Origin of the sequence: Clostridium senegalense JC122 (assembly GCF_000285575.1) — a bacterium.
Lineage (GTDB): Bacteria > Bacillota > Clostridia > Clostridiales > Clostridiaceae > Clostridium_J > Clostridium_J senegalense.
Genome location: NZ_HE611050.1, coordinates 826,730 through 841,821 on the forward strand (window position 1 = coordinate 826,730; position 15,092 = coordinate 841,821).

General features: G+C 27.7%; 10 protein-coding genes. All 10 read right to left on the reverse strand.

The window, feature by feature from the left end; translation table 11 throughout:
• Positions 1-99: 99 nt before the first annotated feature.
• Positions 100-615 carry a hypothetical protein gene (locus tag CSGHG_RS04495; protein WP_010293049.1) on the reverse strand — a complete coding sequence of 172 codons (516 nt, stop codon included), beginning with the start codon at positions 613-615 and terminating at the stop codon, positions 100-102.
• 244 nt (positions 616-859) lie between these two features.
• Positions 860-1,435: an indolepyruvate oxidoreductase subunit beta gene (locus CSGHG_RS04505; RefSeq protein WP_010293050.1), complete on the reverse strand. Its 576-nt coding sequence runs from the start codon at positions 1,433-1,435 to the stop codon at positions 860-862.
• Between the two features lies 1 nt (position 1,436).
• A complete protein-coding gene (gene iorA / locus CSGHG_RS04510) occupies positions 1,437-3,203 on the reverse strand; it encodes an indolepyruvate ferredoxin oxidoreductase subunit alpha (protein ID WP_010293052.1) in 1,767 nt (588 codons plus the stop codon).
• Positions 3,204-3,271: 68 nt separating this feature from the next.
• Positions 3,272-4,168: a phosphate butyryltransferase gene (gene ptb / locus CSGHG_RS04515; RefSeq protein WP_010293054.1), complete on the reverse strand. Its 897-nt coding sequence runs from the start codon at positions 4,166-4,168 to the stop codon at positions 3,272-3,274.
• Positions 4,169-5,091: 923 nt separating this feature from the next.
• Positions 5,092-6,111 (reverse strand): alpha-hydroxy-acid oxidizing protein, encoded by a 1,020-nt coding sequence (locus CSGHG_RS04520; RefSeq protein ID WP_010293056.1) that lies wholly within the window; start codon positions 6,109-6,111, stop codon positions 5,092-5,094.
• Between the two features lie 49 nt (positions 6,112-6,160).
• Positions 6,161-6,637: a 2-thiouracil desulfurase family protein gene (locus tag CSGHG_RS04525; RefSeq protein ID WP_010293057.1), complete on the reverse strand. Its 477-nt coding sequence runs from the start codon at positions 6,635-6,637 to the stop codon at positions 6,161-6,163.
• Positions 6,638-7,290: 653 nt separating this feature from the next.
• Complete coding sequence (locus tag CSGHG_RS04530; protein ID WP_010293058.1) at positions 7,291-9,657, reverse strand: endonuclease MutS2; 2,367 nt, start codon at positions 9,655-9,657, stop codon at positions 7,291-7,293.
• Positions 9,658-9,671: 14 nt separating this feature from the next.
• A complete protein-coding gene (locus CSGHG_RS04535) occupies positions 9,672-12,029 on the reverse strand; it encodes a U32 family peptidase (RefSeq protein ID WP_010293059.1) in 2,358 nt (785 codons plus the stop codon).
• 221 nt (positions 12,030-12,250) lie between these two features.
• On the reverse strand, positions 12,251-13,252 hold the full coding sequence (locus CSGHG_RS04540; RefSeq protein WP_010293061.1) for a glycosyltransferase family 4 protein: 1,002 nt from the start codon (positions 13,250-13,252) through the stop codon (positions 12,251-12,253).
• 242 nt (positions 13,253-13,494) lie between these two features.
• The gene (locus CSGHG_RS21735; RefSeq protein WP_010293062.1) at positions 13,495-14,691 is read right to left on the reverse strand and encodes a cell division protein ZapA; all 1,197 of its coding nucleotides are present in this window, start codon (positions 14,689-14,691) and stop codon (positions 13,495-13,497) included.
• Positions 14,692-15,092 lie beyond the last annotated feature (401 nt).

The window sequence follows — 15,092 nt, forward strand, 5'->3', positions numbered from 1 at the left end:
TTTTAATATCATAATAGTAATCTTTACCTTTTCCAATAAGTAATATTTTTTCATAATTTACCTCCATAACCTGTCTATAATATGGATGTAATATTTCAATCATTCTTTCATTAAAATATTCATTTTTTTCTTTTCTTCTTCTATTACTTCTTTTAATTTTTTTAATTTCTCGTTAGTTTTCATCCTAAGTGAAGGCAGTCTTTCTATTATATAAGTTACCTTGTCAATATTTTTAGGATGACCTTTTTTTATAATTTCTAGACCTTCTAGAACACTTTCATAATCATTTTTATCTTTATTTATATCTGCTTCATCCTGAAGTGCAGCTAGTATACTTCCCTTTTCTTCATTTAAATATATATCCATATAATAAAAAATTCTAGCTAATCTTTCGCACAGAATTCTATCTTCTACAACATTATCATCCTCATCTATATACATATAGTTTTCAGGTTCTACACTTAAATTTTTAGTAAACTTTTTTATAAATATTACTTCTCTATAAAGCTTTCTATTATGACTTATTGGTTTAGATACTTCTATATTTTCTATTGATTTTTTATATGGCAACAGTTTGTCCATTAATTCCTTTGATGGCTTATCATACAGTTTCATAAAATATTCCTCCCTTGTTCATCCAAGTTCACTAATTTATAGGGCTTTAAATATTGTTAATAGAATCAAATAAACTTAGTGTTAAAATAGTTTTTACTTAACTAAAAACTATCTATCCTTAAAGTATAAATACATTATATCAAATTTTTTAAAAATTCCTATAATTCCATGTGATTTTATAAATAAAATTAGGGCTATTTCAAAATAAAATTTTATCATTATTTCGAAATAGCCCTTAATTACATTATGCTTCCATACCTAGTTTTAAAGCTTTTTTATTTAATTCTACCGCCTTTTGAGGTACTAGTGTTGAAACTACCTCTTCCCAATCTATTTCTCTTAAGTCTAATGCTTTTAATAATGCTCCTAAAAGAACTACATTCTGAGCCTTTATATTTCCTAATTCTTCAGCTATATTTGCAGCATTTAAAACTACTAATTTTTCTACTCTTTTTTTCAATTCACCAATTACGTCTTCTGGGTATTTCTCTTCTCCTATCAGCACTGGTACTGGATGTATTTCATATTCATTTACTACTAAATATCCACCTTCTTTTAAAAATGGTAACGCCCTTAAGGCCTCACTTTTCTCAAAAGCAACAACTACATCTGCTTTGCCCTCTTCTATAAGTGGAGAATACACTTTTTCTCCAAATCTTACTTGAGTTGTAACACTTCCACCTCTTTGTGCCATACCATGAACTTCTGACATTTTAACATCATATCCGTGTCTTAATAATCCTTCAGATAATATTTTAGATGCAAGTATTGTACCTTGTCCCCCAACACCTATAAATAATATACTCTTTACATCCTTCATATTATTCACCAACCTTTTCTATTGCATCAAATGGACAAACTTCTTTACATAATCCACAACCATTACACATAGATTCATCTATAGAAACAATTCCATTTTGGAATTTAAGTGCTGGACAACCTGTCTTTAAGCACTTCTTACATTTTTTACATTTTTCACTATCTACTTTACAACTTAAATTTGCTCTCTTCTTTAAAACTTCTTTTATTAATGCACATGGCTGTTTTGTTACTATTACAAATGGTTCTTTGCTATTATGGGCATCTTTAACAGCATCTTCTGTTTCTTTTAATTTATAAGGATCTACAACTCTAATATTCTCTTTCTTGACACCACAAGATACTACCAATGATTCTATATCAACCATAGGAGCTGGTTCATTTTGAAGTGTTTTTCCACTTCCCGGATTTTCTTGATGGCCAGTCATCCCTGTTATTCTATTATCTAAAATCACAGTAACTATTGGAGTATTATTATAAACAGAGTTTATAAGTCCTGTAACCCCTGAATGGAAAAATGTTGAATCTCCTATAAATGAAAATACTTTTTTTCCTTCCCTTTTACCTACTATAGATGCTCTTTCTATACCTATTCCACCAGAAATAGATGCACCCATACAAATTACTGTATCCCCTACATTTAAAGGAGGGTTCATGCCTAGAGTATAACATCCTATATCACTTGTAGATATTACATCCTTGTATTTAGATACTGCATAGAAAATTCCTCTATGTGGACATCCTGGACATAATACTGGTGGCCTTGATGGTGGTCTTACATCTGATTTATAATTTATTACAGAACCTTCACCTAAGATAGCTTTTCTTACAATTGTAGGGTTTAACTCACCACATATAGGTATAATTTCTTTTCCTATACAGTTTATCCCCATTGCTTTTACTGCTGTTTCTATATATGGATCATTTTCTTCAACTACATATAATTTTTCTACTTTACTTGCAAATTCTTTTATCATTTCATCTGGCAATGGATAACTTAATCCTATTTTTAAATAAGATGCGTTATCACCTAAAACTTCTTTACAATATTGATAAGAAACACCACTTGTTATTATTCCAACTTTGGTACTTCCCATTTCAATTCTATTTAACTCACAATTATTTGAGTATTTTCTAAGCTTTTCTAATCTTTCTTCTACTTCATAATGTTTAGCTCTAGCATTAGCTGGTGTCATAATATACTTTTTAACATTTTTTTCGTATGGTTTTACTTCTACATTTTTTCTTTCCCCTACTGTAACCACAGATTTTGAGTGAGACACTCTTGTAGTTGTTCTAAATAATACTAAAGTATCAAATTCTTCACTAATTTCATAAGCTTTTTTCATGTATTCTATACATTCTTGTGAGTCTGATGGCTCTATAAGTGCAACTTTAGCATGAGGTGCATAATACCTATTATCTTGTTCATTTTGTGATGAATGCATTCCCGGATCATCTGCTGTTACTACTACAAATCCCCCATTTACTCCTTCATAAGCCATTGTAAATAATGGATCTGCTGCAACGTTCAATCCAACATGTTTCATAGTGCATAATACTCTTGCACCACCTATTGATGCACCTGATGCAACCTCAAATCCAACTTTTTCATTAGGTGCCCATTCTGCATAAACACCTTCATATGTTGCAAAATTTTCTAATATTTCTGTACTTGGCGTGCCTGGATAAGCTGATGCCATGTGGCAACCTGCTTCATAAGCTCCTCTTGCGATAGCTTCATTTCCAGTCATAATTACCTTTTTCATAATATCCCTCCAAATCCCCAAATATATATATTTTCTATAAAGTAAAATTGTTACTTACCATATATTAATTAAACAAGTGTAGCTCCTAAAGCTATTGAATATAATTTAGATTGAGCGCTATCTGCTCTTGAAACTAACACTACAGGACATTTAGCCCCTAGTATAACTCCAGCACTTTCTGCATCTGCAAAATATGTTAAAGATTTGCCTAAAAAATTTCCTGCTTCTATATTCGGAACTAATAATATATCACTATCTCCTGCAACATCACTAACTATCCCCTTATGTTTTGCAGCTTCTTTTGATATAGCATTATCTAGACCTAATGGCCCATCTATGATACATCCCTTAAGTTGCCCTCTTTGATTCATAGCAGTTAATGCTGCTGCATCTAAAGTAGCTTGCATATTAGTATTTACCACCTCAACGGCACAAATTGGCGCAACTTTAGGGCACTCTATACCTAAAGCATGAGCAAGATTAACTGCATTTTTTATTATGCCTATTTTATCTTTAAGCTCTGGATATGTCACCATACCTCCATCTGTTAATAAAATTAGCTTGTGATAATTAGAAGTTTCATAAACCATTACATGAGATAATAAATTGCTAGTCTTAAGACCACATTCTTTATTTAAAACAGCTCTTAATAGGTCTGCTGTTCCAAGCATCCCCTTCATTATAAAATCTGCTTCCTTATTTACTACTAATTGGACAGCTTTTGCTGCTGCTTTTTTTATATCTTTTTCATTTATAATTTTAAATTTAGATAAATCTATGTTTAAATTTCTAGCTATGCTAATTATTTTATCTTCATCACCAACTAAAACAGCATTTATTATATTTTCATTGACTGCTTCATAAACTGCCTTTAAAACTACTTCATCTTGCGCTACAGCAATTGCTAATGTTTTCTTTTTACCACTTTTAGCTTTTTCAATTATTTCTTCTAATTTAGTTATCATAATATCCTCCTTCACTGCTTTGCAATTTTAGGCATATTTAATTAAATAATATAAAAAATCTCTTACTATTTTTGAAAATCCTTTATTTTAATCCCCTGATATGCTTGTATTTCACAAAATAGAATTTAAAATTTTAGACTATTATCTTCTTTTACATACCTTTTTTAAATTTTATCTTTATTAACCTTATAAGGTTCCAAATTAAATTTTAAACTTATTCATTTATCAAATGAGAAAGCTCAAATTAATATTTTATCAATAACTAACAGATTATTTTAGTTAAAAGTTAAGAGTGAATAGTTAACAATTGTGGTTATTAATACTCACTTCGTTCCTAGTAATTCTCAACGCATCTTTTTATAAATTTTCAAAGCAAATTATATTCATAGATTTTTTTAAATCATTTTCAGAAAGTGGTTGCCACTTTCATCCTAAATTCTTAATTAATAATTCTTAAATAACTATATTTGTACTTATTTTTCTTAACTTATAACAAAAATTTGATGTACAAATTTAAATTGGAGCTTGTTTCCCTATAGTTATAGCTTAGAAACTTTTATGATGTTTTTTAACATTTTTAATTTATAACAAACTATAATTTGAATTTTTATTACTATGTAACAATTGCTTGTACATTTCAAATTCAAATTTTTAAATACATTATATACATATACACTTTTTTTGGTTTTATAACCAATTAAGAATATTATAAATATTCTTAATTAAAGTATACCTCCTTGAATCTCAATGTCAATTTTAACAGCTAAAATTTATCAAAAAAATGTAAATTTATTTTACTTTTTTTGTATTTTTATCAAATTTGTTTATATTTATAGGTAATTTAGTATATTATACAATAAAAAACAGTAAAATTTTATAATTTTTTAAATCTTACTGTTTTTCTTACCTTAATAAGTTATATGTTATTTTTCATATATTATATTTTCATTAATACTTTCAATATTTTTACAACCTGTTAATACCATTGCTGATTTTAATTCACCTTTTAATTGGTTTACATAGCAAGTTACACCTTCATTTCCGCCACCAAAAGAAGCTGTAACAAATGGTCTTCCTATAAGAACTCCATCTGCACCTAGTGCTAACATTTTTAATACATCTACTCCTGTTCTTACCCCACCATCTACAAGTATTTTTACTTTACCTTTAACAGCTTTAGCTATATCTGATAATACTTCTGCCGTTCCTGGTGTTTGGTCTATAACTCTTCCACCATGATTGGAAACTACAATAGCATCTACGCCTGCTTTTACAGCAAGCATTGCTTCATCTACAGTCATTATTCCTTTTAATATAAATGGTAACTTAGTACTATTTACAAGTTCCTTTATTTCTTCTATCCCTTTAGGCATAACTGGTTTCCCATGTAAAGCTAATGTTATTAGTCCACATGCATCTATATCTACACCAATTGCAAAAGCTCCTGACTTTTCCGCTAATTTTATTTTTTCTATAACATTAGGATTTTCCCATGGTTTTATAAATACAATTCCATCTCCATCATATTTTTTTAACACTTCAAGGTTAGTCATTAAGAATGAATCTACTGCTGTATCTCCCACCATAGGATATATACCAGAATCTAAACACCCTTCTATTACCCAAGTTATGTACTCTTCTTCAGTAAATTTCCCCCCCATATTTAAAGTTGTACCTGTAACTGGTGCTGCAAAAACTGGTATATCCATTCTTTTTCCAAAAAACTCTGTTGAAATATCTATATCCTTTGCATCATGCATAACTCTCATATTTAATTTTATATTGTTTAAAGCATCAAAATTAGCTTTAAATGCTTCACCAGTACCTTTTCCACCCATTCCTGGAACTTCACCAGCACAAGCCACACCATTGCAATTTTTACAAACTCTACAACTTCCATTTAAATTTTCTCTAGCATTTTTTCTAATATCATTCATGTTCATTTTTGTGTCAACCCCTCCATAATTTATATAATAAATTTAAAATAATATACTATTTATTGTTTTTTTGGAAAAGAAACTCTTCTAAAGTTTCTTCTGTAAATATTTTTATACCGTTTCTATATAAAAGCTCTGCAGCTACTCCATTACCATCTTTTTTATTACCACTGAAAGTTCCATCATATATTTTTCCAAAACCACAGGATGGACTTCTTGCCTTTAATATTGCATACTCTGCACCTATAGATTTTGCTATATTAAGAGCTTCATTTGCTCCTTTTAGAAATTCTTCAGTAGCATCATCATTTTTATCTGGACTCAAAACCCTTGCCTTTCCATCTAAAACCATAGCTCCATCACCGTCTATTATTTCATGAGCCACCCTTGGTGTAGCCTGTCCTCCAAGTTGTTCAGGACATATAGGCATAGCCTTTCCTTCTTGTAATAATTTTAAAACTCTTTCATCTAAATTATTACCGCCATTATATTTACAATTTACTCCACACAAGCATCCACTAACTAATATCATGCCTATCACTCCCACGTTATTTTATTTAAATTTGTTCGTTAAATCTTTGTTATCAGTAAAGAAAAATAAGCACAACTATAGTTATTTAAAATTTAAAAGTTTAGCAAAAAAACCTATATTAAACAAGGCCCGTCCTAGAAAAGGTACGTTCAGTATTACTAGAAGTACATCAACTAGTAATTAATTATACATCTTAACTATGTACTATTAACTCTTAACTAAAATGAGCTGTCAACTATTAATATGCTGTTAATCTTAAGTTTTCTTATCTGATAAATGCATAAATTTAAAATTCATCTTAGAACCCTATATAGGATTCCAAGTTGACTTTTTAAATTATCCATTTCAAAACTTGGATACCTAAAATAGTGAGACATGCTCCGAATCACTTAGAATTCAACACTGCATCTTGTATGAAAATATTTTAAAGTTATTGAATAAATTTAAATTGGAGCTTGTTTCCCTATATAAGTTGAATAATTTAATTATATCTTATAGAAATCTTTTTTCAAAATATTTTATAAATGTACCCTTTAAATTTAAAATACCAATAATAATACTCACACAAAAACCTTTGCTCATACTATTATATTTTTATACTATAAAAGTTCCAATGATAGTATGTATCAATGGAACTTTTGTAATATATCTTTTTATTTAAGTTCTACAATTGTAACACCAGTTCCACCTTCACCATATTTTCCAAGTCTATGTGATTTTACATGTGGATGCCTTTTTAACAAATCATTTATTGAGCTTCTTAAAATTCCTGTACCATTTCCATGAATTATTGATACTTCACCAAGTCCAGCGATATATACATCATCTAAATATTTATCTACGGTATATATAGCTTCTTCTGAATCCATACCTCTTAAATCAACTGATGTAGGAGTATTTTTAAGTCTTAATTTAGCTTCCCTTTTTTCCATTTTTCTTATGGCCTTATCTGGTTTAATTGATTTAGATTTTCTTAAATCCTCAAATTTTACCGTTATTTTCATTATCCCAGCTTGAACTTGAACCTCTCCTCTTGAATCTACCTTAGAAATTACTATAACATTTTGATTTAATTTTGGAAGGTATACTTCATCACCTTCATTAACTTTTTTAAGTTTTTCTCCTGTGGCTTCTTGCTTTTTAGTTTCTATTAATTCTGCATGTTCAAGTTTGTCTTTTATTTTCTTTCTTTCTTCTTCAAGTTTTTTTCTAGCATCGGAACTATATCCAAGTCTTTCAATTTCTCTTATATTTTTAAGAGCTGTATCTGATTCTTCCTTAGCCTGTTTTATAAGATTTTTAGCTTCTCTTTGTGCCGAATATAGTGCATTTTCTCTAGCCTTTTCAAATTTATAAAGCTTTTCCTCATATTTTTCTTTTAATTTCTCTGCATCTTTTTTTAGAGCTTCGGCCATTCTTGCATCATTTTCTGCCTTTATACTTTTAGCTTGAAGACTTTGAATAAGTTCTTCAAAATTCAAACTATCTGTAGATATGTTTTCTTTAGCATCTTTAATTATATACTCTGGAAGTCCTAGTCTTCTAGAAATTTCAAAAGCATTGGATTTACCAGGAACTCCTATTAATAATTTGTAAGTTGGGCTCAATGTCTCCACGTTAAATTCAACAGATCCATTTTCGACACCTAATGTTTTTAATGCATATCCCTTTAACTCACTATAATGAGTTGTAGCAACAACTCTACATCCTCTTTTTTTCAAATTCTCCAATATAGATACAGCAAGAGCAGCACCTTCAGTAGGATCTGTTCCAGAACCAAGTTCATCAAATAAACATAAAGAATTTTCATCTGCTTCTTCTATTATTCCAACTATATTAGTCATATGAGATGAAAAAGTTGATAAACTTTGTTCTATACTTTGTTCATCACCAATATCTGCATAAACATTTTTGAAAAAGCTTACTACTGAATTACTTCTTGCTGGAATTAAAATTCCACTCATTGCCATTAAATGGACTAACCCTACAGTTTTTATAGTTACAGTTTTACCTCCAGTATTAGGACCTGTAATTACTAAAGATGTAAATTCTCTACCTAAATATACGCTATTAGGAACAACTACTTTAGCATCAATCAGTGGGTGTCTTACCTCAATTAAATCAATAATTCCCTTATCATTTATTTCTGGACAAATTCCATTTATTTCACTAGCATACTTAGCTTTTGCGAATATAAAATCTAATTCCCATAATATATTTGCATCATTTTCTATTAACTCTATATTATTTGTTACCTTTTTAGATAACAACCTTAATATTCTTTCTACTTCTTTTTTTTCTTTTATAAACAACTCTCTTATCTCATTATTTAAATTTACAAGGCTCATTGGCTCTATAAACAAAGTTGCTCCAGTAGCACTTTGGTCATGTATAAGACCTGGCACTTGATCTTTATATTCTGCTCTAACTGGCAGAACATATCTATCGCCTCTTATAGTATATAAATTTTCTTGAAGATATTTAGAATTAGCTCTTAAAAGTGAATTTACTTTTTCTTTTACAGATGAACTTTTTTGTTTAAGTTTTCTTCTAATATTATAAAGATCATCTGAAGCTCTATCTGACACTTCTTCTTCACTTACTATTGCCATAAAAATTTCATCTTCTAATTTTTTTATAGGTACTATTCCTATACATATATCTTCTAAAACCCTATATCCTTCTTCTTCCTCTTTATGAGATATATACTCTTTAAAACTTCTACTACATTTAAGCATAGATGCAATTCTTAATAATTGTTCACAGGTCAATGAAGATTCTTTTTTAGCCTTATTTATTGCTTCCCTAACATCATATATACCTTCAAATGGAGGATTTCCTTTTGTTGTTAACAGTTTAAATGCTTCTTTAGTTTCCTCAAGATGTTCTTTTACTTCATAAAGATTATCATAAGGAGTTAATTTATCTATAAGCTCCCTTGCCGCAGGAGTTTTTGTATATTTTTTCAATTGTTCTTTTATCTTATTATATTCTAATACTCTTAAAGTCTTTTCTTGCATTTATATCACCTACTTTATTCTACTCCTCTTTTATAATGACCTCTTGTATATCTTTTATAATCACCTTCAAATTTCTCTTCCATAGCCATTTTTATTATTTCCTTAGATTTATTATAATCTTCATCTATCAAATCTATCCTAAATGAATCTATATTATTTCTTCTATATTCTTTCATATTAGGAATTAGATTTAATGGCACATTATTATAAATATGACTTCTACAGTATTTATCCGTTAAAACTTTAAATTCCTCACCTTTTCTATCTTTTAACACATAATCTCCTTCAAAGCATTTTTCAGAACATGAAGATTTACTACTTTTTCCTCCAAACAAACTACCTACTGGACAATATTCACTAACCATAAGTTCATACTTTCCATAAATAATCACTTGAGGTTTTAAAGTTGATTTTTTTGCTAGATTATTTAACTCTTTATTATTTAATTCAACACTCATAACTGCACCATCTAAGTATTCACTATAAAACTGTGAACTATAACTATTAAATATATTGAGTTTATAATCTCCTATTATATTAACTCTATTATAAAATCTAGCTATTATAGCTAAATTTGAAGTAACTATACCTTTTATTCCACTTATGTTTTTCTCTATTAAGTCACAAATTCCTTCTAATTCTTCTTTAATTATATTAGGAGTCTTTATATACACATTCACTCCATCAATATTTGTAACTTCTTCTATTCGTATTTTACTACCCTTAAAGAAACAGTCTAATGCTATATCCTTAACTCCACTATCTACTGCCGCATTAAGTTGTTCTATATTACTTACTACCACCATAAATTCTGGAATATTAGATTTTTCTTTAGGTTTCTTTGAAATATAACTGATATCTTTTTTAACTTTATCTTCTCTTCTATATTTTAATATTAGAAAATTTATTATTTTGTCTGTAAGTTTTCTACGAATAGCATTTATTGAGGATACTGCCATAAACCCTTCTTCAAAGTCTAAAAACTCTATTTTGTTTAACTCAAATGGAGTATCCCCTAATTTATTTAAAGATTTTAATAATCCTTCTTTATCAAGTGGTCTTTTTAAAGCCTTTTGTACTATATCTCCACTTACTTCAAATTCATTTTCTTCAAATTTACCAATTAGTTTTAAAGCATATCCTACCTTAAACTCAATTTGTAAATCTATTGGTAATTTTTTAGCATACAGATTTTCATATATGCTAGAAAGTTCTTCTAATAAAGTTATATCTCCTGCTTTATAAAGAACATCTCCAGATTTATATTTAGTTGGCTTTAACGTAACTTTTTCTCCTTTTTTAGCATATTCAACATCATTTTTATTTAATTTTATTCCAGACACGGCAAATCCATCATCCTTAATTCTAATGCCGTCTCTTAAATGTATGTCTTCTTCTAATGTTATAGTTAAGTCCTTTTGAACCTTGCCAAGATATATACCACTATTTTTAGGACAATTATATGCCATCATATCTTTTCCAACATTTCCAAACATATAAGCCTTTGAAAACCCTTCTCTATTAAATAATTGAGTAAGTTTCTTATATTCATTTTTAATATCAACAGGTTCATTATTGTAATAGCTATCTATAGCTTTTTTATAACTTCCAACTACACCAGCAACATATTCTGGTCTTTTCATCCTACCTTCTATTTTTAAAGAAGAAGTTCCACTATCTATTATTTTTTTTATTTCATCATAGGTACATATATCCTTTGGAGATAATAAGTATCCTGCCTTATTCAATCCACTTTTCTTATTTATTAAAGTATATGGAAGTCTACAAGGTTGAGCACATCTACCACGATTTCCACTTCTACCTCCAATTATACTACTCATAAGACATTGACCTGAATAGCTAACACATAAAGCTCCATGAACAAATATTTCCGTTTCAATTCCTAAATCTTTAGATATGTATTCTACCTCTTTTAGCGACAACTCTCTAGATAAAACTATCCTTTGAAATCCTAATTTGTTTAAAAATAGTGCACCATAGCCATTATGTACTGTCATTTGAGTAGATGCATGTAACTCAAAATCTGGAAATAACTTCTTACATCCATAAAATAGTCCCAAATCTTGAATTATTAACGCATCAACACCTATTTTATATAAAAATCTTATATATTCTATTGCCTCATTATATTCTTCCTCTTTTATTAATGTATTAACTGCTATATATACTTTCACTCCATAAATATGGCAATAATCTACTGCATTCTGTAAATCTTCATCATCAAAATTATTTGCATATGCTCTAGCAGAAAATTTACTTCCGCCCATATATATTGCATCACACCCTGAAAGCACTGCTGCGTACAAGCTTTCCATACTTCCACTTGGTGCTAGTAACTCCACTTTTTTCATTATTTCTCACTCCTATTTTGAGCCTTTAGTTTTGAACTTACTATCTAAAAAACTATTTACATTACCTTTTATTATAAATCTTTTACAACACCTTATACAATTATAACAATTGTAATAATATAAATCCAACAATAATTTATATAAGGTCCTAAGTTAGGATTTTAACTTACACTTTTATCAAGTGAGGAATTAAACACCTATCTTAGAACCCTATATACACTTTATTGACATCTATTTAAAAGCTTATTATATTCATCTAAAAGTATATTTACTGTAGATTCCCAACGATAATTTTTAAATACATAATTTTTCAAACAATCATTTTTTCTTTTATAGTAAGCTTTTAAAATTCCTTCTTTTATAGTTTGATCATCATAAGGATTACAATATACAGCTAGCTCTTTAAAATATTCTGACATTGCACCTTCTTCTGTTATAAGCATATTGCACCCGCTTCCAGCAGCTTCCAATGCAGCCAAATTTGTAATTTCCATGAAGCTAGGTATCGCATATACTCTTGCAAATTTATATGCATTAAACAAATTATAATTATCCATAAATCCTAAATATTTTACATTTTTATATTTTAAACATTCTTTTAAATAATTTTTATCATCTACTGCACCAATTAAAACTAAATCAATATTTAATTCATTGCAAATTCTACTAAGTGTTAGCTGGTTTTTTCTTGCTCCTATTCTTCCTACAGCTAAGACATAATTACTTACATTATATCTCTTCTCAAAATTATATAATGGAACATTTTCATCCTCAACTTCACTTACACCATTTTTTAAAATTATAATATTTTTATATTTTTTAAAATCCTTCTGTAATACATTTTTTTCCCATTGACTATTGCAAACTATTAAATTACATTTATTTAACACTTCTTCTCTATATAAATTGGAACTCTTCCAAAATTTTAATTTATCCTCTTCATTTTTGTATTTATAGTACTTTTCCATATTAAAATATAAAGGTGTTATTACTAACTTACACTTACATTTTACTGCTTCTTTGTGATATTTATAAATTTGACCTATTTCATTAATATTAAAAAGATGAACTATATCATAGCCTTTAAAAGAATAAACATTTCCATTATTTATAGTAACATTTATATCTAATAATCTTAAATGCTTGTAAACTTGTTTTATTATAGCCGTGTCGCTACCTGTATTTTTCAAGTAGTCTTGTCTTACACATAACAAAACTTTCATGCCACATCTTTCCTCCTATAGTGAACTATTAGAATATAACTATGCACTATAAGTAGTATTTAGCACCTTACATTTTCAATTGTTAATAAAATACATACAATTTATACATAAAAACTTCAAATTTTGTATATTAAAAGCATATTTTATATAATTAAAAGTTATGAAAAATTTATTTTCATATTAAGATTTTTAATTATAATTCTGTTAAAAGAAAATAGCTTGTAAGATATAATATCTACAAGCTATTTTATATTTAATAACGGATTAATTTTTAACTTTTCTTTAGTCAATTCTTTTCTCAGTTCTTGTAACTCTAAAACTAATTGTTTATTTCTAGCTAATTGTTCGCTTTTTTCTAATCGTAATTTTTTTAGTTCTGATAATAATTTTTTATTTCCATTTGTTAATATAGACTTTTCTCTATCTAAGTCATCATTCTTTTTTTTTACTTCTTTTAAAAAATCAGTTACTATTAAAAGTTCTTTATTAATTTCATCTATTTCCTTTAATAATTTTTCAGTTTCCTTCACTTCACCATCATTTTTTATTTTAATTTCTTCTAATTCTTTAGTCAACTTTTCATTTTTTATTATAGTTTTTTCTCTAAAATCTTCAAACTCTTTTAATTTATTATTAAGCTGAGTTTCTCTATTTTGAATTTCTATATCTTTTGACTCTATCTCTAAATTTTGATTTTCTATCTCTTCAACTTTATATTGCAACTTTTCCTTTGTAAGCGCTAACTCTTCTTCCATAGACTGAAGTTCTAAATCTTTTCTTTCCAATTCTTCTGATATAGATTTTATTTTTATATCATTTTCTTTTATCTCATCACTTTTTATATATAACTCCATATCTTTAGCTTTTATTTCTTCATTTTTCTCTTCAGCTTCTTTAATCCAATTAGTTAGTTCTTCATTTTTCTTTTCTAATTCTTCTTTTATAAAATTAAGTTCCTTTTCTTTCTTTTCTAATTCTTCTTTTACATTTTTCAATTCAGAATCTTTCTCACTAGAATCTATTGCTAAAACTTTCAATTTTGTAGCTTCTTCTTGTAGCTCATTAACTTTTGGTTCCATCTCTAAATATTTTTTCTCTAAAATTTCATTATTAGATATAAGTTTTGAATTTTCTTCTTCTAGTACTTCAATTTCATTTTTCATTTTTTCTAATTCAGAAATTAAAAGTTTATTATCATTTCCAACCTTCTTATAGTTTTCTAGTAACTTTTTATAGCTTTCTTCACTTTTTAAAATTTCATCTCCCATATTTAAAGCTGCTAAAACTGTAGCATCTCCTGGGCTTAATTTTTTATTTGTGGACATTAAATCTTGAATACGATTATCTAAGTATTTAGCTACCTTATGCAAGTATTGATCATTTTCCTCGCCTTTTAAGTTATATTCAATTCCATTTATTCTAACGGTTATAATGTTCAAAAAAAACACCCTCTTAAAGATTATAGTTGCTAATATTTTATCATAAAACTGTATTAAAATAAACCATATCTAACCATTTTATTTTTATCATTTTAAACTTATACTATAATATTCTACAATATATTTTAAATTTGAAGCTTTCATTATTATATTTGTAAAACTAAGCTACTTTATTTAAATAAAATATCTTTCTTTTAATTTATTGATACATTATGTAATAATAAAAAATTGAAATAAGTTATTCATTGAAAATTTTTTTAGAAACTTTTATAGGTTTTTATTTGATTTTTGACCTAATATAAGAACTGATTAGTAGCTGTATAAGTTTATTTTATTTTCCTATAAATTCCTTAATTATATTATACCTGTTTCTATATCTAAAATCACAAAAAAGANATATA